Source organism: Gordonia sp. SGD-V-85 (assembly GCF_001456905.1).
GTDB classification, from domain to species: domain Bacteria; phylum Actinomycetota; class Actinomycetes; order Mycobacteriales; family Mycobacteriaceae; genus Gordonia; species Gordonia hongkongensis.
The window spans coordinates 126,964-148,980 of the sequence record NZ_LNQO01000003.1; the positions used below are offsets into that span (position 1 = coordinate 126,964).

Below are 22,017 nucleotides of genomic sequence, written 5' to 3' on the forward strand. Positions count from 1 at the left end.
CAATCCCGGCGGCGGCGCGGACATCTGGTGCGGCCCGGCGCCCCCGGGGGTTGGAGCATCAGGCCAACAGCGGTGCCAGTGTCTCGCCGAGTAGCGAGACCCGCCCCGGCACATGGCCGTTGGCGGGAGCGTTCACCGTGACACCGTCGACACCGGTCGCGAGCAGCTCGGCGTACCGGGCGGCCACCTCGTCGGGATCCCCGACGATCGTCGATCCGCGGCGTGACTCGGCCGCCGGTGTGCGCTCCAGGTAGGCCTCCAGCTCCGCGGTCGCCTCGGCGGCGGTCGGCGCCACGCAGGCCGACGTCTGCACGGTCACGGTGATCTCCGAGCGGTCCCGGCCGAGTCGTTCGCAGTGTTCGGCGAGGGCGTCGAGTTTGCGGGGAATGTCGGCGGGTGTGCACAGCAGGTTCGATTCGTCGGCGTACTGCGCGACCATCCGCAACGTCTTGCGCTCGCCGCCGCCGCCGATCATCACCGGGATCTTCGAGAGCGGCGCAGGCACATTGAGAGCGTTGGTGATCCGATAGCGGTCACCGTCGAGGCTGGGTGTCTCGCCGGCGAGCATGCCGAGGATGATCTGCAGCGCCTCCTCGAGGCGCTCGAACCGGTCGGTGAACGTCCCGAACTCGTACCCGAGCGAATCATGTTCCAGCTCATACCATCCCGCGCCGATGCCGAGCTGGGCCCGACCACCCGACACCACGTCGAGAGCCGTGACCGTCTTCGCGAGCAGCGTCGGGTTGCGGTAGGTGTTGCCGGTGACGAGCGACGACAGACGGACCTTCGAGGTGTGCTGGGCGAGTGCCGCGAGCAGGGTGTAGCACTCGATCATCGGATCGTCGGGCTCACCGAGCATCGGCAACTGATAGAAGTGGTCCATCACGAAGACGGTGTCGAAACCGGAGTTCTCGGCCTCTTGCGCCTGCGCGACCACGGTGGGGAACAACTGGTCGGCGGCGACGCCGGGGTAGGTGAAGTTCGGGATCTGGTAACCGAGTCGAGTCACCCGTTCAGAGTAGTCCGGTGGACTCCTCCGGCGCGGTGCCGACGATTTCGGGTGCGCGACTGCGCGCGAACGCGCCGATCGTCTCGATCAATTCGTCGAACACGGCGTCGACGTCGGTGGAGGTCGCGATGCGGGCGTTGGGTCCTGGCGCGGTCATCGCGCGTTCGTCGGCCACGGTCATGCCCCGCGTCAGCGTCCCGGCGAGTTCGACGTCGACGCGCGCCGGGCGGGTCTCGACCGTGTCGGGGGCCAGCGCGACCAGTGCGGCGAACGGGTCGTGCAGGTGGGCGATGTAACCCTCGTCGTGATCGTCGTGGAACTCGAAATAGAACCGCAGGGCGTCGACGAGATGCCGGATGATCTCGTTGTCGGCGACCGAACGGAGTCCGCGTTCGTCGGTCGGGTCCGGGCACTCGACGGGCGTGCTGCCGGCCGCGGCGGCGAGTCGGACCACGTGATCGGGTGTCAGGACGACCGACTCGGTGAGGTCGAGCGCGCAGACGATCGGTTCCGGGGCGCCCGCGGTGCCGAAGGCGGTGAACACCTCGGCCGCTGCTTCCGGGTCGACGGCCACATTCCACTCCGAGGTGGGCGTCGTGTTGCCGTGGGTGTGGAAGGCGCCGCCCATGATGACCAGGCGCCGCAGGCGCGCCGGCAGGTCCGGGTCGCGTCGGATGGCGGTCGCCAGGGACGTGAGGGGGCCGGTCACCAGGCCGACGAGTTCGCCGGCGTGCGCCTGCGACGCCTCGATCCAGGCGTCGGGGGCGTCGAGATGGCTCGGCGTCGTGGTCGGGGCCGGCAGTTCGGCGTGTCCGACGCCCAGCGGACCGTGGGTGTCCTCGGTGGTCATCAGCGCGGCGACGAGGGGAGTGGCCGGGCCCGTGTGGACGGGCACCTCGGGGCGTCCGCACAGCTCCAGCCACGAGAGATTGTTGGCCGTGACGACATCGACCGGCACGTTGCCGGCCGTGGAGGCCACTCCGACGAGGTCGACGTCGGTGCGCGCGATCAGATAGATCAGCGCGAGTGAGTCGTCGATGCCGGTGTCGCAGTCGAAGAACAGGCGCTGGGTCACCGCACAATTGTGCCGGGTCCGCTGCGAACGCGGGTCCACCACCCCGTCGGGACCACGCCGACGCCTCGGAGGCCACCCGGGGGGCGGTTGCGGCTCGCGCTCGACGTGATGGAGAGCACATACGCGAAACAGATGATCCTCGGCCGGTTCATTGTCATGTTCACCGCAGGCCGACAACGGTTTCGGCCACATCCCGTCTTGCCCAGAGAGCGGACACGGGGTCGGTCACGACTGGACAACGATCTCATCATCCGTACGGTCGGACCCATGTCGATTCAGGACTCTGCCTTCGAATGGACGGAAACGAACCGCGAATGGCTGATCGAGAACCCCGCTCGCATCGTCGCCTACGTGGCCGTGGCGTTGATCGTCCGCTTCGTGATCCACCGTGCCATCGACCGCGCCACCCGGCCACGGACCGCCGGCGGGGAGCCGGGCCGCGGCACCGCTCTCATGCGCGGACTGCGGTCGAAGTCGGCCTCCACCGAGCGCAACGCCCAGATCGCCGCACGCCGTGCACAGCGGGCCGCGACGATCGGGTCGGTGCTCAAGTCGACGGTGTCGATCGTGCTGCTCGTCTGGGTGGTGCTGTCGGTCCTGAGCGTCCTCGGCGTCAACATCGCGCCGTTCATCGCCTCGGCCGGCATCGTCGGCCTCGCCATCGGTTTCGGTGCGCAGAACCTGGTGCGCGACTTCGTGACCGGTGTCTTCATGCTGCTCGAGGACCAGTACGGCGTGGGTGACATCGTCGATCTCGGCGAGGCCGTCGGCGAAGTCGAATCGGTGGGGCTGCGCGTCACCACCCTGCGCGACATCGACGGCACCCTCTGGTACGTCCGCAACGGCGAGATCGCCCGCGTGGGCAACATGAGCCAGGAGTTCGCGGTCGCGCGCGTCGACGTCCCGGTGGCGCCCGGCGCCGACATCGACAAGGCGCAGCAGGTGGCCGACGAGGCGGCCCGCACCGCGGTGGAGGAGGACTCGACCGACATCCTCGGCCAGATCGAGATGCTCGGCGTCCAGGAGGTGTCGTCGGATCAGGTCGTCCTGCGTCTGACGGTGAAGACCAAACCGAACGGCCAGTGGGCGGTGCAGCGGCGACTGCGTCGGGCGATCCTGCGGGCCTTCGTGGAGAACTCGATCGATCTGCCGTACTCGCGGGCGTGGGCGGCGCTCGCGGACTCGGTCGCACCCTGACGCGGAGATCGCTTGCGGCACAACGAGAAGAACCCCGGCGGTGAGCCGGGGTTCTTCTCGTTGTTCTGGTGTCCGAGGGGGGACTTGAACCCCCACGTCCGTTAATAGGACACTAGCACCTCAAGCTAGCGCGTCTGCCATTCCGCCACTCGGACCTGCGTGCCGCGGTGAGCGTCCGGCGATCTCCCGCCGGTGGTCTCTCGACCCCGTCTCGCTGCAGCGGGATAACCCTAACCGAGGTTGCCCGTGTATCCCAAATCCCGTAGGAGTGAGGGGTGTCTTCACAGTCTGCGACCGACGAAGTGGTCGATCTGGTCAGCCAATTGATCCGTTTCGACACCTCCAACTCGGGCGAGCCCGAGACCACCAAAGGCGAGGAGGAGTGCGCCAAGTGGGTGGCCCAGCAGCTCGAGGAGGTGGGCTACACCACGCAGTACGTCGAGTCCGGCCGTCCCGGCCGCGGCAATGTGTTCGCGCGCCTCGCCGGTCCGCCCGACTCCGATCGCGGCGCGCTGCTGATCCACGCCCACCTCGACGTCGTGCCCGCCGAACCGGCCGACTGGAGTGTTCACCCGTTCTCCGGTGCCATCAAGGACGGCTACATCTGGGGCCGCGGCGCGGTCGACATGAAGGACATGGCCGGAATGGCCCTGGCGCTCGCGCGTCAGTTCAAACGAGACGGCACAGTGCCGCCCCGGGAGCTGGTGTTCGCGTTCCTCGCCGACGAAGAGGCCGGCGGGGCGTGGGGCGCCCACTGGCTCGTCGAGAACCGGCCCGACCTGTTCGAGGGCATCACCGAGGCCGTCGGCGAGGTCGGCGGCTTCTCGCTCACCGTCGACCGGCCCGACGGCACGCAGAAGCGTCTCTATCTGGTCGAGACGGCCGAGAAGGGGCTCGCGTGGATGCGGCTCACCGCCGAGGCGCGGGCCGGACACGGATCGTTCCTGCACGACGAGAACGCCGTCACCGAGGTCGCCGAAGCGGTCGCCCGGATCGGTCGGCACACGTTCCCCCTGGTGATGACGGAATCGGTCAGCCAGTTCCTGGCCGAGGTCAGTGCGGAGACGGGCCTGGACCTGAGTCCCGAGGCCCCCGACCTGGAGACGTCGCTGTTCAAGCTGGGCAACCTCGCGCGGATCATCGGCGCGACCCTGCGTGACACCGCCAATCCCACGATGCTCAAGGCCGGCTACAAGGCCAACGTCATCCCGCAGAAGGCCGAGGCGGTCATCGACTGCCGCGTGCTCCCCGGGCGGCAGGCCGCATTCGAGAAGGAGATCGACGAACTCATCGGGCCCAACGTGCGGCGGGAGTGGATCACCCATCTCGATTCCTACGAGACGACCTTCGACGGCGACCTGGTGGATGCGATGAACGCCGCCGTCCTCGAGCACGATCCGCAGGGAAAGACGGTGCCGTACATGCTCTCCGGCGGCACCGACGCCAAGGCGTTCGCGAAGCTGGGCATCCGGTGCTTCGGGTTCGCGCCGTTGCGGTTGCCGCCCGAACTCGACTTCGCGGCCCTGTTCCACGGCGTCGACGAGCGCGTGCCCGTCGATTCGGTTCTGTTCGGCACCAAGGTCTTCGAGCACTTTCTGCGGCACAGCTGAGCACACCACTACAGTGGGCGTCACGGCCTTCCCGCCGATCCGGGCGCACCGGTTCGGAGGGTGACCGGCACTCTTCCGCCGCGCGAAACGTGAGAAAGGTGAACACATGTCGTCATTCGACCCGTACTCCCCGCTGCCGAGCCTTCCCGGTTTCACCCTGACCTCGGAGAGCTTCACCGACGGGGCTGCACTCGCCAACGGGCAGGTGAGCGGGATCATGGGTGCGGGTGGCGAGGACCTCTCACCGCAGCTGAGCTGGTCCGGATTCCCCGCCGAGACCAAGAGTTTCGCCGTCACCGTCTACGACCCCGACGCTCCGACCGCCGCCGGGTTCTGGCACTGGGCCGTCGCCGACATCCCCGCCTCGGTCACGAGCCTGCCCGAGGGCGCCGGCGACGACGACGGGTCCGGGCTCCCCGGAGGCGCGGTCACTCTCACCAACGACGCTTCGCTACGCCGCTACATCGGTGCCGCGCCGCCTCCCGGACACGGCCCGCACCGCTATTTCGTCGTCGTGCACGCCGTGGACACCGAATCGCTCGGGCTGCCGGAGAACGCGACACCGGCCTACCTGGGTTTCAACCTGTTCTCTCATGCGATCGCGCGGGCGACCCTCGTCGGCACCTACGAGCAACCAGCCGAGAACGTCTGAGTTCTCGCACGGCCGGCCGATCGCCCGGTGCCCTGCGTACCGGGCGATCGGTGGCCGTCAGGGCTGGTTGCGGGCCGCGCAACCGACCGCGTCGGAGATCGAGGCGAAGCCACCGGCGCGGGCGCGCCGGGCGAGTCCGGCATGGAGTTCGGCGAGCCACACCGGGCCGCCGTAGATGAAGCCGGTGTAGACCTGCAACAGGTCGGCACCGGCGCAGATCCGCTCCCAGGCCTGGTCGACGGTCTCGATGCCGCCCACGCTGACGAGCGCGACACGTCCGCCGACGCGGTCGTAGAGGCGACGTAGCACCGTCAGCGACCGAGCGGCGACCGGCGGCCCGGACAGACCACCGGCACCGATCTTGTCGACCTCGTGCGACGCGGTGCGCAGACCCTCGCGGCCGATCGTGGTGTTGGTGGCGACGATCCCGGCCAGGCCGAGCTCCACGGCCAGGTCCGCCACGGCGTCGACGTCGTCGTCGACGAGGTCGGGGGCGATCTTCACCAGCACCGGGACGTCCACGGCGGCGAGCACCGCGGCCAGGATGGGCCGCAGGGAGTCGACGGCCTGCAGATCGCGCAGTCCCGGGGTGTTCGGCGAACTCACGTTGACCACGACGAAATCCGCGAGCGGTCCGAGCAGTTCCGCCGAACGCCGGTAGTCGTCGATGGCGTCCTCGACCGGGACGACCTTGGTCTTGCCGATGTTGGCTCCGATGGGGACCGACACCGGCCCCCGTCGTACCTCGGTCAGGTGCTGTGCGGCCACCTCGGCACCGGGATTGTTGAAGCCCATCCGATTGATCAGCGCACGGTCCGCGGGCAGCCGGAACAATCGCGGCGTCGGATTCCCGGGCTGCCCCTGGCCGGTGATCGTGCCGATCTCGGCGAACCCGAAGCCGAGCTGACCCCAGGTGTTCACCGCGCCGGCCGTCTTGTCGAACCCGGCCGCCAGACCGATCGGGGCGGGGAAGTCGACGCCGAACACCCGCGTCCGCAGGATCGGATCATGCCGGGCCAACAGCCTCGCGGTCAGGAACGCCAACGGCGGAAACCGCCCGACGACGCGCAGCACCGAGAACACGATGTGATGGATTCGCTCCGGATCGACGCGGAACATGATCGAGCGCAGCAGGGGATAGCACCACCGGTTGAGCACGGGAAGTACTCGGGTGGTGCTGCGGGACATCAGCATGCGCGGGCGCTCCGTGGGTCGTTGTCGTCGAATCCGGTGGACCGGTCGCCGGTCGGGTCGGCGGTGTCGGGCCCGCGTGAACCTCGCGGCGGCCGGCGCCGTTTGAGCAGCACCTTGCGGGTTCCGTCGGAGTAGAGCCGCACCCGGGACAGCTCCCAACCGCCGAACTCCGCCTCGAGGGCCAACCGCATCGATGCGGTCACCCGGGTGACGTCAGGGGGAAGACGCAGCAGGATGCACTCGACATCCTCCGAGGTGACCTCCCACCCGTCGGGATAGCGCGAACCGAGGCGCGCAGCAGTACGCGCACTACGAGCGTGCGGACGCCGGTCAGTATTCATTCGGCCCGCTCGCTTCGCTCCCGGCGCCGGGATTCATTCGGCCCGCTCGCTTCGCTCCCGGCGCCGGGATTCATTCGGCCCGCTCGCTTCGCTCCCGGCGCCGGGGTTCATTCGGCCCGCCCGTCGTCGGGAACCACCTGGAGTCCGCCGTTCCGCGCCGAGAGCACGTAGACGGTGCCCGATCCGTCGACCACGATGCGGTCGGGCTGTACGACCGAAGCGAACCGCCGGACCTCGGTGGGTTCACCGTCTGCCAGGTCAAATGCCACCACCTCGTTGTCGCCGGTCGTCGAGACCCAGAGCAGGTCTCGGGTGTCGTCGTAGTCTACGGCGTACGGTCCGCCGGCCACCGGGTAGCGAAAGCGCATCACCAGCGGTGATCCGAAGAAGCCGAGGATCTCGCCGTCACGGGTGTTGGCGACCAGCACGCGTCCGAACTCGTCGACGGTCGAGTTGGTGGCCCCGTTGCCCGCACGCAGCGCCGGCCCCAGTTCACCGGATTCGGGGTCGACGGGGGTCACCGACGACTGCGCCCGATCCAGGACGACGACCTGGCCGTCGAGGCCTTCCGCAGACTCGGGCGCGGCCGTCACCGAGTCCACCCGTACGAAGCGATCGACGTCGTGCTTCTTCGCGAAATCGTTGTCGTACACGAGGACTCGTCCATCGGCTGTGCCGACGACGAGCAGCCCGGCCGTGGTCCGGGCGATCGCCGTCGGCTGGTCGGACTCGAGGTCGCCGGTGCGGACCCGTCCGTCGGCATCGACGACGACGAGCGCACGCGGGCCCGCGCCGACGAACCCGCCGTCGTCGCCGGCGGCCAGGGTGGTGAGGCCCGGGACCGCGATCGTCTGCGGCGGGGTCGTCAGCGCCCCGGCGTCGTATCGGAGGATCTGGTTGCCGTCGGCTGACAGGACGGCGACGCTGCTATCCGACGCGGCGAGCGCACGCGCCTCGGCCGGGGCGGGCACGACGGTGCCCGCGGGAGCCGTCGTCGAATTCGCCGGCGCCTCCGGCGCGGTCGCGGGCACGACGGTCGGTACGTCGGGGGTGCCGTCGTCGGAGCCGCACGCGGTGATCATGCCCACACCGATGACCAGTGCCGCCGTGGCCGCGATCGGGCCCCGTAGCCGCGACATGCCCGTGTGGGACTGGTGACTTGGGCGTGAAGGTCGCGGGAAGAGCATGTCCCCATCTTGCGCGACCGCTTCCGCGCGCCGCTCAGGCGGGTCGGAGCCGTGTCGTCGTGTCGGGTCGGCCGCGGCGGTCCCAAGTAGCATCGGGCGCCGTGACCGACACCATGACGTGGACCCAGTCGATCGTTCTCGGGGCGTTGCAGGGCCTCACCGAGTTCCTGCCGATCTCGTCGTCCGGGCATCTCCGGATCGCCTCCGAACTGATGTTCGGCGAGGACGCCGGGGCCTCCTTCACCGCGGTCACGCAGCTCGGCACCGAGGCCGCGGTCCTCGTCTTCTTCGCCCGCGACATCGTCCGCATCATCACCGCGTGGTTCCGCGGGCTCCGTCATGCCGACGAGCGGAACGTCGACTACCGGATCGGCTGGTACGTGATCTTCGCGACCATCCCGATCGGCCTGATCGGTTTCCTGTTCAAGGACGAGATCCGCACCACCGGACGCAATCTGTGGCTCGTCGCCATCATGCTGATCGTGTTCGCCGGCGTGTTCTGGCTGGCCGAGCGCTACGGGCAGAAGCAGCGGAATCTCGAACAGCTCACCCTGCGGGACGGCCTCGTGATGGGTGGCGCCCAATGTCTGGCGCTGATTCCGGGCGTGTCGCGGTCCGGTGCGACCGCGAGTGCCGGCCTGTTCCTCGGACTCGAACGCGAAGCCGCCTTCCGCTTCTCGTTCCTGCTGGCCATCCCCGCGGTCACCGCATCCGGCCTGTTCAGCCTCCCGGACGCGTTCAACCCGAGCGGGGAGGGCATGGAGGCCAGCGGGCCCCAGCTGCTCGTCGCGACGCTGGTCGCGTTCGTCGTCGGTTATGCCGCGATCGCCTGGCTGCTCAAGTTCGTCAGCGCGCACTCCATGAACTGGTTCGGCGCCTATCGCATCGTGCTGGGCGTCACGCTGATCATCCTGTTGTCGACCGGCGTCGTCTCGGCGACCTGATGCCACGGCCGCGGCGCCGGGCGGTCGCGCCGTGCGGTCCCGCCGGGCCGGTGCCTATGGTTGTGGGATGACCGTGATCCTTCTCCGGCACGGCCGTTCGACGGCGAACACCTCAGGGGTGCTCGCCGGTCGCAGCGCCGGCGTCCACCTCGACGACCGCGGGCGCGCCCAGGCCGATGATCTGGTTCGTCGTCTCGGCGACCATCTCGGGTCCATTCGCGCGGTGGCGCGTTCGCCGCTCGATCGGTGCGCCGAGACCGTCCAGCCACTGCTGGCGGCGCTGGCCGCGGACGGGCAGGCGCCACCCGAGATCGTCGTCGACGATCTCGCCGAGGTCGACTACGGCGGGTGGACCGGGCGTCCGATCTCGGAATTGTTGACCGAACCGCTGTGGAAGGTCGTGCAGCGGCAGCCGTCGGCCGCGATCTTCCCCGACGGGGAGGGACTCGCCGACGTGCAGGCACGGGCCGTACGCGCCATCCGCGAACTGGACCGCGTCCACGGCGGCCCGGACGGTTCCGGGGTGTGGATCGCGTGCTCGCACGGTGACGTGATCAAGTCGATCATCGCCGACGCCATGGGCAGCCACCTCGACGCCTTCCAGCGCATCGTCGTCGAACCGGCGTCGATCAGCGTGATCCGCTACACGCCGTCGCGTCCTTATGTCCATACGGTGAATGCGACCGAGTTGCTGTCCATCCCGAAGCCCCCGCCGCCGGCGCAGGACGGGCAACGACCGTCCGACGACGCGGTGGTGGGCGGCGACACGGGCGCGGATGTAGCGCCGTCCGCCAATGGTGCCGCGACGATCCCGGCGACATCGGGATAATGAACCAGACGACGAAGGAGGTGTGATGTCTCGAGCGATACACGTGTTCCGGAGCCCGGACCGCTTCGTGGCGGGCACGATCGGGCAGCCCGGTGACCGCACGTTCTACCTCCAGGCGGTCCACGAGGCCCGCATCATCAGCGTGATGCTGGAGAAGCAGCAGGTCCAGATCCTCGCCGACCGGATCGGTGCCCTGCTCGACGAGATCCACCGACGCTTCGGCACGCCGATCCCGCCGGAGACCGACCGGGTCGGTGACCTGAGTCCACTGGTGATGCCGGTCGACGCCGAGTTCCGGGTCGGCACCATGGGTCTCGGCTGGGACGCCGAATCCGAGGCGGTCGTGGTCGAGTTGCTCGCCATCACCGAGGGGGAGTTCGACGAGAGCGTGGTCCTCGACGACACCGACGAGGGCCCGGACGCGGTGCGGGTCTTCCTGACGACCGCGGCGGCCCGCGAGTTCGCCGCCCGCTCGTCGAGGGTGATATCCGCGGGACGACAGCCGTGCCCGTTGTGCAGCGAACCGCTCGACCCCGAAGGTCACCTGTGTATCCGGACCAACGGATACAAACGGGATGCGGAGTTGAGCAAATCCCTCGACTTCATCGACCCCGATGTCTTCAACAGCCTTGCCGCACAGAGTGATCCGGGCCTGGCGGCCGATGACGACCCCTTCGGCCAGGCGGGGGACACCCCGCCGTCCGGTGACCCGGACGACCCCGACGAGCCCGGTGACGCCGGCTCTTCCGCACGTGACTGACGAGCCCGCGGTCGACCACGTCCTCCGCGACGGCGAACTCACCATCCTCGGCCGGATCCCCTCGGCCAGCAACGCGACGCTCGTGTGCGATGCGGTGCTCGACGACCGGACCTCGGTGCGTTGTGTCTACAAACCGGTGCGCGGTGAGGTCCCGCTGTGGGACTTCCCCGACGGCACGCTCGCCGGACGGGAAGTGGCGTCGTACCTGATCTCGGAGGCGCTGGGGTGGGACACGATCCCGACCACAGTGCACCGCGACGGCCCGCTCGGGCCCGGGATGGTGCAGCGCTGGGTCGAGACACCGGACAACACCGATCACCCGATCCCGGCGACCGAACCGCGGGTCGACCTGGTCGACCTGTGCCCGGTGGGCGCGGTACCCGCCGGCTATCTCGCGGTCCTGCAGGCCTACGACCCGTACGGCGACCCCGTCGTGCTGGTGCACGCCGACGACCCGCGGTTGCAGCGCATGTCGGTGCTCGACGTCATCCTCAACAACGCCGACCGCAAGGGCGGTCACGTCCTGGAAGGTCTGGACGGCACCGTCTACGGGATCGACCACGGCATCTGTCTGCACGAGGAGGACAAACTGCGGACGGTGCTGTGGGGCTGGGCGGGCGAACCGGTACCCGGGCACCTCGTCGCCGATGTCGCCGAACTCGCGGAGCGGTTGGAGACCGACGGCTCGGCCCTGCGCGCACAGCTCGCCGAACACATCACGCCCGACGAGATCGAGTCGCTCGCGATCCGCGCGATCGTGGTCGCCGAGAGCGCGACCATGCCGCACCCGCCCGGTCACCGGCCCATCCCGTGGCCGCCGTTCTGAGCGAATGCGCTCCGTCCCGGACGAGGCCGTGAAGGGCCTGCGCGCGGTGGGCAATACAGTGGACGCATGCAGTCGTGGCCCGATCTCGAACTCCCCGCCGTACCGGGCAGTGGACCCGCCCTCCGTCTCTACGACACCGCCGACCGTGCGGTCCGTCCCGTCGCCCCCGGGGCCACCGCGACCATGTACGTGTGCGGCATCACCCCCTACGACGCGACCCACCTGGGGCACGCCGCCACCTATGTGACCTTCGACCAGGTCAACCGGATCCTGCGCGATCAGGGCCACGAGGTCCATTACGTGCAGAACGTCACCGACGTCGACGACCCGCTGTTCGAACGGGCGGACCGGGACGGCGTCGACTGGCGTGATCTCGGGGCGCGGGAGACGCAGCTGTTCCGCGACGACATGACCGCTCTGCGCGTCCTGCCCCCGCGCGATTACATCGGCGCGGTCGAGTCGGTCAACGAGGTCGTCGAGGTCGTCGGCAAGCTGCTGGCCTCCGGGGCCGCCTACACCGTCGACGACGCGCAGTTCCCGGACGTCTATTTCCGCACCGATGCCACCGAACAGTTCGGCTACGAGTCGGGGTACGACCGCGAGACCATGGAACGGTTCTTCGCCGAGCGCGGCGGCGATCCCGATCGTCCCGGCAAGCGAGATCCGCTCGACGCGCTGCTGTGGCGCGCCGAACGTCCGGGCGAGCCGTCGTGGGAGTCGCCGTTCGGTCCGGGCCGGCCGGGCTGGCACATCGAGTGTTCGGCGATCGCGCTGAACCGGCTCGGGATCGAGTTCGACATCCAGGGCGGCGGCAACGACCTCATCTATCCGCACCACGAGTACTCGGCGGCCCACGGGGAGGCCCTCACCGGTTCGCGGCGGTTCGCCCGGCACTACGTGCACACCGGAATGGTCGGGCTCGACGGCGAGAAGATGTCGAAGAGTCGTGGCAATCTCGTGTTCGTGTCGGTCCTGCGACGCGAGGGCGTCGACCCCGCGGCCATCCGACTCGCACTGCTCGCCGACCACTACCGCGGTGACCGGATGTGGACGGACGCGGTCCTGGACACGGCCGTCGAACGCCTCGGTCGCTGGCGTGCGGCGCTCGGCGCGAGTACCGGACCCGACGCCGAACCGGTCATCGCACGGCTCCGCCAGCATCTCGCCGACGATCTCGACACCCCCAAAGCGCTTGCCGCAGTGGACGGTTGGTGCGCGGATGTCCGCAACGGAATCGGTTCGTCGACGACGGCGCCCGCCGAACTCGCGGCCGCGGTCGACGCGCTGCTGGGAATCCCGCTCGTCCCCGACGTCCGGTAGGCGTTGTCCCCACACCCGGATGTCCGCGCGCCGACGTCTGGGTAGAGTGCTGACGTGGCGCGCGTGCAAGAGATCCGACCCGAGACCGACGCCGGGGTGTACACCGTCGTCACCCGGACGTCGACCTACCTGCTGGATTTCACCGAGATGACGCTGCTCCGGGCCCCCGGGGTCGGCGGCACCGAGAACGAGGACTGGACGGTCAGCAGGCTCCGACGCGACTCCGAGGACATCCCGCTGCTCGGGGTGAAGTCCTGTCGCCTGGGGGAGTCCGCGCAGTTCTGGGTGCGCGCCGCCGACGATCCCGACGTCCGCACGTGGCGGATCACCACCCCGGTGGTGTCCATCGAGAAGATCGGCTGACGACCCGGATTCCGGCCGGACGCCTGGTTCAGGGTCCGAACGGTCCCTGGCCGCGACGTTTGAGATACCGCTCGAACTCCGCGGCCAGCGCGTCGCCGTCGATCTTCGCCATGACCTCGTCGGTGTCGACCTCGGCGTCCCCGCGCTCCTCGAGCCCGCGCACGTAGTCGGCGATCTCCTCGTCGTCCTCGGTCATCTCGGTGACCGCGCGTTCCCATTCCTCCGCCTGCTCGGGGAGGGTGCCGAGCGGCACCTCGATGTCGAGGACCTCCTCGACCCGGGTCAGCAGCGCCACCGTGGCCTTCGGGTTCGGCGGCGTCGACACGTAGTGGGGGACGGCCGCCCAGAACGAGACGGCCGGCAGACCCGCCTGGACGAAGAGATCCTGGAGGACGCCGGTGATGCCGGTCGGTCCCTCGTAGCGACTTTCCGCGAGGTTGTACCGGGCCGCGGACTCGCTGCTGTAGGCCGCGCCGGTCACCGGCACCGGGCGGGTGTGCGGGGTGTCGGCGAGCAATGCGCCCAGCATCACCGTGGTCTCGACACCGAGCTCCTGCGCGAGGTCGACGATCTCGGCGCAGAACGCCCGCCACCGCATGTTGGGTTCGATGCCGCGGACCAGCACGATGTCGCGGTCGGCGCCCCGCGGGCTGCAGTACGAGATCGACGTCGTCGGCCAGTCGATCCGGCGTGTGACCCCGTCGATCTGATTCACGGTGGGGCGATTGACCTGGAAGTCGTAGTATTCATCGGAGTCGATGTCGGCGAGGGGTCGGGCGTCCCATTCGAGTGCCAGGTGCTCGACAGCGCTGCTGGCGGCGTCCCCGGCGTCGTTCCACCCCTCGAAGGCCGCGAGCAGAATGGGTCTGCGCAGCTGGGGAAGGTTCGACGTCTGCTCAGCGTTCACCGATCCAGCCTACGACCGAACACGCAGAGAGGGCGAACTACGCTGTCAACCATGTCCCCTGACTTCTCCGGAACCGATCCACGCGATTTCGACACGACATTTCTGTCGGCGATGTCGCGTCGGGTACTGATCGGCGACGGGGCGATGGGCACCATGCTGCAGGCCGCGGATCTGACGCTCGACGACTTCCGTGGCCTCGAGGGTTGCAACGAGATCCTCAACGACACCCGGCCCGACGTCCTCGAGGGCATCCACCGTGCGTACTTCGAGGCCGGCGCCGACGCCGTGGAGACCAACACCTTCGGGTGCAACCTGTCGAATCTGGGCGATTACGACATCGCGGACCGGATCCGGGAGATGTCGTACAAGGGAACGACGATCGCGCGCGGCGTCGCCGACGAGATGGGTCCCTCGGCCGACGGCACCGACCGTTTCGTCCTGGGTTCGATCGGGCCGGGCACCAAGCTGCCCAGCCTCGGCCACACCACGTATGCGGCCATCCGCGACGCCTACCTGGAATGCGTCATCGGCATGCTCGAGGGCGGTGCCGACGCGATCCTGATCGAGACCTCGCAGGACCTGCTGCAGGTGAAATCGGCGGTGGTGGCCGCCCGCCGTGCGATGGAGCGGGTGGGCCGCAAGATCCCGATCATCTCCCACGTCACGGTCGAGACGACCGGCACGATGCTCCTCGGCTCGGAGATCGGTGCCGCGCTGACAGCGCTGGAGCCGCTCGGTATCGATCTGATCGGCCTGAACTGCGCCACCGGTCCCGCCGAGATGAGCGAACACCTGCGGTACCTCTCCAAGCATGCGCGCATCCCGGTGTCGGTGATGCCCAATGCCGGTCTGCCGGTCCTCGGTGCCAACGGTGCCGAGTATCCGCTGACGCCCGAGGAACTCGCGCAGGCCATGTCGCAGTTCGTGGGCGAGTTCGGCCTGCAGTTCGTCGGCGGTTGCTGCGGCACGACACCCGAACACATCCGGCAGGTCGCGGACGCGGTGTCCGAGGTGACCCCGGCGACCCGGACCCCGGAACACGAGTCGGAGACGTCGTCGCTGTACTCCGCGGTGCCCTTCGACCAGGACGCCAGCTTCCTGGTGATCGGTGAGCGCACGAACACCAACGGCTCCAAGGCCTTCCGCGAGGCGATGATCGCCGAGGACTACCAGAAGTGCCTCGACATCGCCAAGGACCAGACCCGCGACGGCGCGCACATGCTCGACCTCAACGTCGACTACGTCGGTCGCGACGGCGCCGCCGACATGACGGCTCTCGCCAGCCGGTTCGCCACCTCGTCGACGCTGCCGATCATGCTCGACTCCACCGAGCCGGAGGTCATCCGAGCCGGTCTGGAGTCGCTGGGCGGGCGCTGCGCGGTGAACTCGGTCAACTACGAGGACGGCGACGGACCGGATTCGCGGTTCACCAAGATCATGCAGCTCGTCGTCGAACACGGGGCGGCGGTCGTCGCGCTCACCATCGACGAGGAGGGGCAGGCGCGTACCGCGGACTGGAAGGTCCGGGTGGCCGAGCGGCTGATCGCCGACATCACCGGCAACTGGGGGCTCGCCGAAGAGGACATCATCCTCGACACGCTGACCTTCCCGATCTCGACGGGTCAGGAAGAAGTCCGACGCGACGGCATCGAGACCATCGAGGCGATCCGCCGGCTGCACGAGGCCCACCCCGACGTGCACTTCACGCTGGGCATCTCGAACATCTCCTTCGGGCTCAATCCCGCTGCGCGACAGGTGCTCAACTCGGTCTTCCTGCACGAGTGCGTGCAGGCCGGCCTCGACACCGCGATCGTGCACGCGTCGAAGATCCTGCCGATGGCCCGGATCCCGGAGGAGCACCGCGAGGTCGCCCTCGACCTCGTCTACGACCGGCGACGTGAGGGTTACGACCCGCTGCAGAAGCTCATGGAGCTGTTCGAGGGTGTCTCGGCCGCCTCGGCGCGCGAGTCGCGGGCCCAGGAACTGGCGAAGCTGCCGCTGTTCGAGCGCCTGGAGCGCCGGATCGTCGACGGTGAGCGCAACGGTCTGACCGACGACCTGGACGAGGCGATGACCCAGGTCCCGCCGCTCACGATCATCAACGACACGCTGCTGGCCGGGATGAAGACCGTCGGCGAACTCTTCGGTTCGGGCCAGATGCAGCTGCCGTTCGTGCTGCAGTCCGCCGAGGTGATGAAGACCGCGGTGGCGCATCTCGAGCCGCACATGGAGGCGACCGGCGAGGACGGCAAGGGACGCATCGTCCTCGCCACCGTCAAGGGCGACGTGCACGACATCGGCAAGAACCTCGTCGACATCATCCTGTCCAACAACGGCTACGAGGTCGTCAACATCGGCATCAAACAGCCGATCGCGACCATCCTCGACGTCGCCGCGGACAAGCGGGCGGACGTCATCGGGATGTCCGGGCTGCTGGTCAAGTCGACCGTGGTGATGAAGGAGAACCTCGAGGAGATCAACTCCCGCGGGCTCGCCGACGAGTACCCGGTGCTGCTGGGCGGCGCCGCACTCACCCGCTCCTACGTCGAGAACGACCTCTCCGAGACCTACGAGGGCGACGTGCACTATGCGCGTGACGCTTTCGAGGGTCTGCGCCTGATGGACGACATCATGGCGACCAAGCGCGGCGGGGGACCCGACCCGGACAGCGACGAGGCGAAGGCCGCGGCGGAGAAGGCCGCCGAACGCAAGGCCCGCCATGAGCGATCGAAGCGCATCGCGGCCAAGCGCAAGGCCGCCGAGGAACCCGTCGAGGTGCCGGCCCGCTCGGATGTGGCCGTCGACAACGAGATCCCGACGCCGCCGTTCTGGGGGTCGCGGATCGTCAAGGGCGTCCCGATCGCGGACTACATGCAGCTCCTCGACGAGCGCGCGCTGTTCCTGGGTCAGTGGGGTCTTCGGGGCGCCCGCGGTGGTGACGGGCCGTCGTATGAGGATCTCGTCGAGACCGAGGGTCGTCCGCGACTGCGGTATTGGATCGATCGCCTGTCGACCGAGAACATCCTGCAGCACGCCGCGGTGGTCTACGGGTACTACCCAGCGGTCAGCGACGGCGACACCGTCCACGTGCTCACCGAGCCGGAACCCGATGCGCCGGTGCGGTTCAGCTTCACGTTCCCGCGTCAGCAGCGGTCGCGGTTCCTGTGCATCGCGGACTTCATCCGGTCCCGCGCCGACGCGAAGGCCGCCGGCAAGGTCGACGTGCTGCCGTTCCAGCTCGTCACCATGGGACAGCCGATCGCCGACTTCGCCAACAAGCTGTTCGCCGACAACGCCTACCGCGACTACCTCGAGGTACACGGCATCGGCGTGCAGCTGACCGAGGCGCTCGCCGAATACTGGCATCAGCGGGTGCGCAGCGAACTCGCGTTCGGCGACCGCACGATGGCCAGCGAGGACCCGGAGAACGCCCAGGGCTTCTTCGACCTCGAATACCGCGGCGCGCGTTTCTCGTTCGGTTACGGCGCCTGCCCCGACCTCGAGGACCGCGCGAAGATGATGGAGTTGCTCGAGCCGGGACGGATCGGCGTCGAACTGTCCGAGGAGTTGCAGTTGCATCCCGAGCAGTCGACCGACGCGTTCGTGTTGCACCATCCGGAGGCGAAGTACTTCAACACCTGACGTACTTCGCCACCGGATCGAGGGACGGGGGACAGGCCATGACGGTTCTGGAGCGGTCCGAGGGGCCGGTGCGGATCATCGGGATCGACCGGCCGGATCGGCGCAACGCCGTCGACCGCGCGACCGCCGATGCGCTGGCGGATGCCTTCCGGCGGTTCGACGCCGACGAGTCGGCGTCGGTGGCGGTGCTCTACGGCGAAGGCGGGACCTTCTGTGCCGGAGCCGATCTCAAGGCCATCTCGGACGGTGACCCGAATCGGGTGGCACCCGACGGTGACGGCCCCATGGGTCCGACTCGGATGACGTTGTCCAAGCCGGTCATCGCGGCGATCTCCGGGCACGCCGTGGCCGGCGGACTGGAGCTGGCGCTGTGGGCGGACCTGCGTGTGGTCGACGACGACGCCGTCTTCGGGGTGTTCTGCCGGCGCTGGGGCGTCCCGCTGATCGACGGTGGGACCGTTCGACTTCCGCGCCTGATCGGCGAGAGCCGGGCCATGGATCTCGTGCTGACCGGCCGGGCGGTACCCGCCGACGAGGCCCTGTCGATCGGGCTCGCCAATCGCGTCGTCCCGTCCGGGACAGCGCTACCGGCCGCGATCGCACTGGCCACGGAGATCGCCGCGTTCCCGCAGACGTGCATGCGCCAGGACCGGCTGTCGGTCCTCGAACAGGACGGCCTGGACACGGACGCGGCCATCGCCAACGAACTCCGACACGGCATGGTCTCGCTCGCCACCGACACCCTGGCCGGCGCAAGCAGGTTCGCCGGCGGCGCGGGCCGGCACGGGGAGGGCGTGGGCAGTTAGACGATCCGACGAATGCGGAACACCTCGACGCGCCAAGCTACTCACCAGCCCCTGCTCCCTGATCCGAAAGAACGCCCTGCCCCCGGCTCCCTGAGGAGCGCCCGGAGCTTGCGGAGGGGCGACCAACCCCTGCTCCCTGAGGAGCGCCCGGAGCTTGCGGAGGGCGACCAACCCCGCTCCCTGAGGAGCGCCCGGAGCTTGCGGAGGGCGACCAACCCCGCTCCCTGAGGAGCGCCCGGAGCTTGCGGAGGGCGCGTCACGAAGGGTCTTCGCAACCCGACTCACCCGGACCCTTCGTGAAGGCCTCCGCAAGCTCCGGACTCCTCAGGGAGCAGTAGATGGGCTCGCACCGCGCACAACGGTTCTTTCGTAGTCCTCGACGGCCGCCAGGCCGCAGACACTGAGGTATGAGGAGCGATAGCCGCCGGGCCGAGCAAGGGACGAAGGAGGTCGACGAGCTACGACGGGTCCTCTTGCGCTGTAGCGCAGTCAGTTGCGTGCGAGGTACTCGGCTAGGAATGCTTCGACGAGGGAGGGTCGGAGCTGTCGTTGGCCGGGTCGGGGTGGTCTCACGTCGATGACGTGGCTGGTTCTCGACCATGATCGACGCGCGTCGTCGTGATGCCGGTTGTTCGGGCGCGCGTGATCGCCGGACCGCGTTGGTGGCCCGTGGATTTGCTCGCGCACGGTGTTCAGGTGTTGTGTGAATCGCCGGGGTATGTCGGGTCGGCGGTTGAGGTGTTCGGGGTTGGGTGGTGCGCCGGGTTCGGCGTTGAGTCGCCAGAGGCAGCGGCCTTCGTCGGGTCCGGATCGGGCGATGCGGGTGGTGTATTGGCCGGGTTGGTCGCCGACCATGCGGTTGTGTCGGGGACAGGCCGGGGCGAGGTCGTCGATGTCGGTGAGTCCGCCCTTGGCCCAGTCTCGTTCGGCGTGATGAAGCTCGATGTGTGTGGCGGGTTGATCGCACCCGGGTGCCGAACACACTTCCCCGTCGGGACGGGCGAAGGAGACGAGGCGTTGTTCGCGGGTGGCGAGGCGTTTGCCCCGTCCGAAGTGCAGGGGGACGGTGGTGGCGTCTTTGAAGATCGCGAGCCACGGTTGCATGTCGGCGGCCATCGCGATCAAGTCCCGGATGGGCAGCAGGGTTCCGGTGGCGGTGGTCGCGAGTCCGGCTTCGCGGATCAGGTCCCCGAGGTCGGCCTTGATGATCAGCTGCACGGGCAGGCCGCGGTGCGAGGTGCCGAGTGCGCCGTCGGCGAAACCCGCGGCCAGGGCGGCGTCGAGCGCGTCGTGATTGGACTGGGCGAGAGTGCGGCCGTCGCGGTCGGCGGCGGCGGTGAGGGCGTCGGGGTCGGCGGCTCCGGCCGGCCCGCTGGGCGAGGCGGGGTCGTCGGGGTTGTTGAGTCCGGGTTTGCCCCACACGGCGAACATCATGGTGAGCCGGGCGGCGAGTGCGGGTGTCAGGGTGCCCGATATTTTGGCTGTCCCGTCGGCGCGTTGCCGACCGATCCACAGGCCGCGGCGTCGTTTCTGGTCGGTGTCGTCGGACAGTGTGCCGTCGGGGTCGAGGTGGGCGAGCAGGCGGGCGCCGAGCTGGGTGATCTCGGCGGGGGTGTGGGCTTCGGCGATCTCCGCCATCTGCCGTTCGGCCGCGACTTTCACGTCGTGGTCGATTCCGTGGGGGATCTGGTCGAGGACATCGAGGGCGGCCTGCACGTGCGCGGAACCGGCCGCTCCTGCGGCGAACGCTTCGGCCAGGGTGGGGTGTTCAGGTGGTAGGACCTCGCCGCCGAGGCTGGTGCGGGTGGCGGTGGCGTCCATCTGCTTACGGCGTCGCATCGGGTTGGAGACGCGTAGCCGGTGGGTCATGTACTGCATGAGTGTTCGGCACCCGGCTTTGCGGGGCAGGTCGCGGGCCTCGACCTGATCGATCTGCCGGTCACCAGCAACAGTCAACCGTGCGATCGCTTTCTCGGTATCGGCTGCCACTTCGGCCAACTCGGCATCGGTGCACGGCCCCAGGTCGACCGTCTGCAACTCGTCCACGATGCGGTGGAGGTCGGCGATCAACTCGACGGCACGCGGCTGCGGCGTCGCTGATCCGTCAGACATGGCCACCCCCCAAGAACCGTAGCCGCGAATGTACGTTCGAGTGTACACCATAGTCGGCATCTCGCAACTCGAAAGTGTCTGTTGTGCAACGGTATTCGTCGGCGACAACTTGTCGGTGCGTTGTGGTAGATGGGGCGCCGGTTTGGGTTGTCCTCGAATTTTGTTGTTAAGAGTCCTCTCTCGGCTGCGGATGTGCGCGGGGAGGCCAGAGACCGCTCAGACGTCCAGCACTTCGGTCAATTGCGGGACGATCTGCTTCTTGCGCGAGACGACGCCTTTGCCGAAGGCGTGGCCGTCGGCGACGGTGACACCCAGCGCCTGCTCGATGGCCGAGGCGGGTTCGCCGACCACGAGCAGGTCCGAGTCGGCCTTGATCACATCGGTGATGAGCAGGAGGTAGAGGTCGTAGCCGGCTGCCTCCTTCTCGGCGGTCATTGCCGTCAGGAACTCGTCGCGACGGTCGAGTATCTCGGCGGAGTCGACCGTGGTGACCTGCGAGACCCGTACCGTCTTCGGCCCCATGTCGAAGCTCTTGGAGTCCCGTCCGATGATCGCCGACACCGGCTCGTCGCCGAGCGCGGTCCCGGCCCGTAGAAGCGCGTCGCCGTACTCGTCGACGTCGACGCCCGCGATGTCGGCAAGCTCGGCGGCAGCGGCGCGATCGGCGTCGGTGCAGGTGGGGGAGTTGAACAAGAGGGTGTCGGAGATGATCGCCGACAGCATGATGCCCGCCTGCGGACGCGGGATCTCGACCCCGTTCTCCGCGTACATCCGGGTGAGAATCGTGCAGGTGCATCCGACCGGTTCGACGCGCATGTACAGCGGCGCTGCCGTCTCGAAATTGGCGATCCGATGGTGGTCGATGACTTTCAGGACGGTCACGTCGGTGATGTCGGCGACGCTCTGCTGGCGCTCGTTGTGGTCGACGAGCATGACCTTCGCCGGCGCGGCCGTCTCGATGACGCGCGGCGCGTCGAGTCCGAAATGCTCCAGTGCGAAGGCGGTTTCGAGACTCGGTCGGCCGAGGGCAACGGCCTCGACATCGCTGCCGAGCGCGGCTTCGAGGTGGGCGAGGCCGATCGCCGCCCCGATGGCATCGGTGTCGGGGTTGCGGTGTCCGAACACCAGGATCTTCGACATGGGACCTCGGCTTTCTCCTCGGCGGTGCGCGTGGGCCCAGACTACGACGATCCCGGCGCCTCGCGGGTCTCGTTCCCCGTGAGCATGATCCTCAGCGAGTCGC

The 22,017-nt window shown here is 68.7% G+C and carries 19 protein-coding genes and 1 tRNA gene; 11 read left to right on the forward strand and 9 right to left on the reverse strand.

What is annotated here, in order from left to right; all coding sequences use genetic code 11:
• Positions 1–58: 58 nt before the first annotated feature.
• Entirely contained in the window at positions 59–1,009 is a 951-nt protein-coding gene (locus tag AS181_RS04485; protein WP_058250406.1) for an LLM class F420-dependent oxidoreductase, read from the reverse strand.
• 4 nt (positions 1,010–1,013) lie between these two features.
• Positions 1,014–2,084 carry a nucleoside hydrolase gene (locus AS181_RS04490; RefSeq protein ID WP_058250576.1) on the reverse strand — a complete coding sequence of 357 codons (1,071 nt, stop codon included), beginning with the start codon at positions 2,082–2,084 and terminating at the stop codon, positions 1,014–1,016.
• A 267-nt stretch (positions 2,085–2,351) separates the two neighbouring features.
• Here AS181_RS04490 and AS181_RS04495 point away from each other — a divergent pair, with 267 nt between their 5' ends.
• Positions 2,352–3,281 (forward strand): mechanosensitive ion channel family protein, encoded by a 930-nt coding sequence (locus AS181_RS04495; protein WP_058250577.1) that lies wholly within the window; start codon positions 2,352–2,354, stop codon positions 3,279–3,281.
• A gap of 66 nt (positions 3,282–3,347) precedes the next feature.
• Here the strand turns inward: AS181_RS04495 and AS181_RS04500 are convergent.
• A tRNA-Leu gene (locus AS181_RS04500) sits at positions 3,348–3,436 on the reverse strand.
• 120 nt (positions 3,437–3,556) lie between these two features.
• Between AS181_RS04500 and AS181_RS04505 the strand changes: the two genes are divergently transcribed.
• Positions 3,557–4,891, forward strand: a complete 1,335-nt coding sequence (locus tag AS181_RS04505) for a M20/M25/M40 family metallo-hydrolase (RefSeq protein WP_058250407.1) — start codon at positions 3,557–3,559, stop codon at positions 4,889–4,891.
• A gap of 106 nt (positions 4,892–4,997) precedes the next feature.
• A complete protein-coding gene (locus tag AS181_RS04510) occupies positions 4,998–5,543 on the forward strand; it encodes a YbhB/YbcL family Raf kinase inhibitor-like protein (RefSeq protein ID WP_058250408.1) in 546 nt (181 codons plus the stop codon).
• 57 nt (positions 5,544–5,600) lie between these two features.
• Here the strand turns inward: AS181_RS04510 and AS181_RS04515 are convergent, their stop codons facing one another.
• The 3 genes from AS181_RS04515 to AS181_RS04525 all read right to left on the reverse strand — a co-directional run bounded on the left by AS181_RS04515 (position 5,601) and on the right by AS181_RS04525 (position 8,217).
• A complete protein-coding gene (locus AS181_RS04515; protein WP_058250409.1) occupies positions 5,601–6,737 on the reverse strand; it encodes a quinone-dependent dihydroorotate dehydrogenase in 1,137 nt (378 codons plus the stop codon).
• A complete protein-coding gene (locus tag AS181_RS04520; protein ID WP_058250410.1) occupies positions 6,731–7,078 on the reverse strand; it encodes a DUF5703 family protein in 348 nt (115 codons plus the stop codon). The genes AS181_RS04515 and AS181_RS04520 overlap by 7 nt, the downstream gene beginning before the upstream one ends.
• Positions 7,079–7,185: 107 nt before the next feature.
• Positions 7,186–8,217 (reverse strand): YncE family protein, encoded by a 1,032-nt coding sequence (locus AS181_RS04525; RefSeq protein WP_058250411.1) that lies wholly within the window; start codon positions 8,215–8,217, stop codon positions 7,186–7,188.
• 149 nt (positions 8,218–8,366) lie between these two features.
• Between AS181_RS04525 and AS181_RS04530 the strand changes: the two genes are divergently transcribed.
• From AS181_RS04530 to AS181_RS04555, 6 genes are all read left to right on the forward strand, one after another.
• Positions 8,367–9,209: an undecaprenyl-diphosphate phosphatase gene (locus AS181_RS04530; protein ID WP_058250412.1), complete on the forward strand. Its 843-nt coding sequence runs from the start codon at positions 8,367–8,369 to the stop codon at positions 9,207–9,209.
• A gap of 67 nt (positions 9,210–9,276) precedes the next feature.
• On the forward strand, positions 9,277–10,038 hold the full coding sequence (locus AS181_RS04535; protein WP_058250413.1) for an MSMEG_4193 family putative phosphomutase: 762 nt from the start codon (positions 9,277–9,279) through the stop codon (positions 10,036–10,038).
• Between the two features lie 25 nt (positions 10,039–10,063).
• Positions 10,064–10,798, forward strand: coding sequence for a DUF3090 domain-containing protein (locus tag AS181_RS04540; protein WP_058250414.1), 735 nt, complete (start codon positions 10,064–10,066; stop codon positions 10,796–10,798).
• Entirely contained in the window at positions 10,770–11,624 is an 855-nt protein-coding gene (locus AS181_RS04545) for an SCO1664 family protein (protein ID WP_058250415.1), read from the forward strand. Before AS181_RS04540 ends, AS181_RS04545 begins: the two co-directional genes overlap by 29 nt.
• Before the next feature lie 66 nt (positions 11,625–11,690).
• On the forward strand, positions 11,691–12,944 hold the full coding sequence (mshC, locus tag AS181_RS04550) for a cysteine--1-D-myo-inosityl 2-amino-2-deoxy-alpha-D-glucopyranoside ligase (protein ID WP_058250416.1): 1,254 nt from the start codon (positions 11,691–11,693) through the stop codon (positions 12,942–12,944).
• A 54-nt stretch (positions 12,945–12,998) separates the two neighbouring features.
• Complete coding sequence (locus AS181_RS04555) at positions 12,999–13,307, forward strand: hypothetical protein (RefSeq protein ID WP_058250417.1); 309 nt, start codon at positions 12,999–13,001, stop codon at positions 13,305–13,307.
• A gap of 28 nt (positions 13,308–13,335) precedes the next feature.
• On the opposite strand, the gene AS181_RS04560 is transcribed toward AS181_RS04555, so the two are convergent.
• On the reverse strand, positions 13,336–14,214 hold the full coding sequence (locus tag AS181_RS04560) for a PAC2 family protein (protein WP_058250418.1): 879 nt from the start codon (positions 14,212–14,214) through the stop codon (positions 13,336–13,338).
• A gap of 51 nt (positions 14,215–14,265) precedes the next feature.
• Here AS181_RS04560 and metH point away from each other — a divergent pair, with 51 nt between their 5' ends.
• A complete protein-coding gene (gene metH, locus AS181_RS04565) occupies positions 14,266–17,856 on the forward strand; it encodes a methionine synthase (RefSeq protein WP_058250419.1) in 3,591 nt (1,196 codons plus the stop codon).
• Between the two features lie 38 nt (positions 17,857–17,894).
• The gene (locus tag AS181_RS04570) at positions 17,895–18,662 is read left to right on the forward strand and encodes a crotonase/enoyl-CoA hydratase family protein (protein WP_058250420.1); all 768 of its coding nucleotides are present in this window, start codon (positions 17,895–17,897) and stop codon (positions 18,660–18,662) included.
• Between the two features lie 489 nt (positions 18,663–19,151).
• On the opposite strand, the gene AS181_RS04575 is transcribed toward AS181_RS04570, so the two are convergent.
• Positions 19,152–20,774, reverse strand: coding sequence for an HNH endonuclease signature motif containing protein (locus AS181_RS04575; protein ID WP_058250578.1), 1,623 nt, complete (start codon positions 20,772–20,774; stop codon positions 19,152–19,154).
• Positions 20,775–20,990: 216 nt separating this feature from the next.
• Positions 20,991–21,914, reverse strand: a complete 924-nt coding sequence (locus AS181_RS04580; protein ID WP_058250421.1) for a manganese-dependent inorganic pyrophosphatase — start codon at positions 21,912–21,914, stop codon at positions 20,991–20,993.
• Positions 21,915–22,017: the final 103 nt, after the last annotated feature.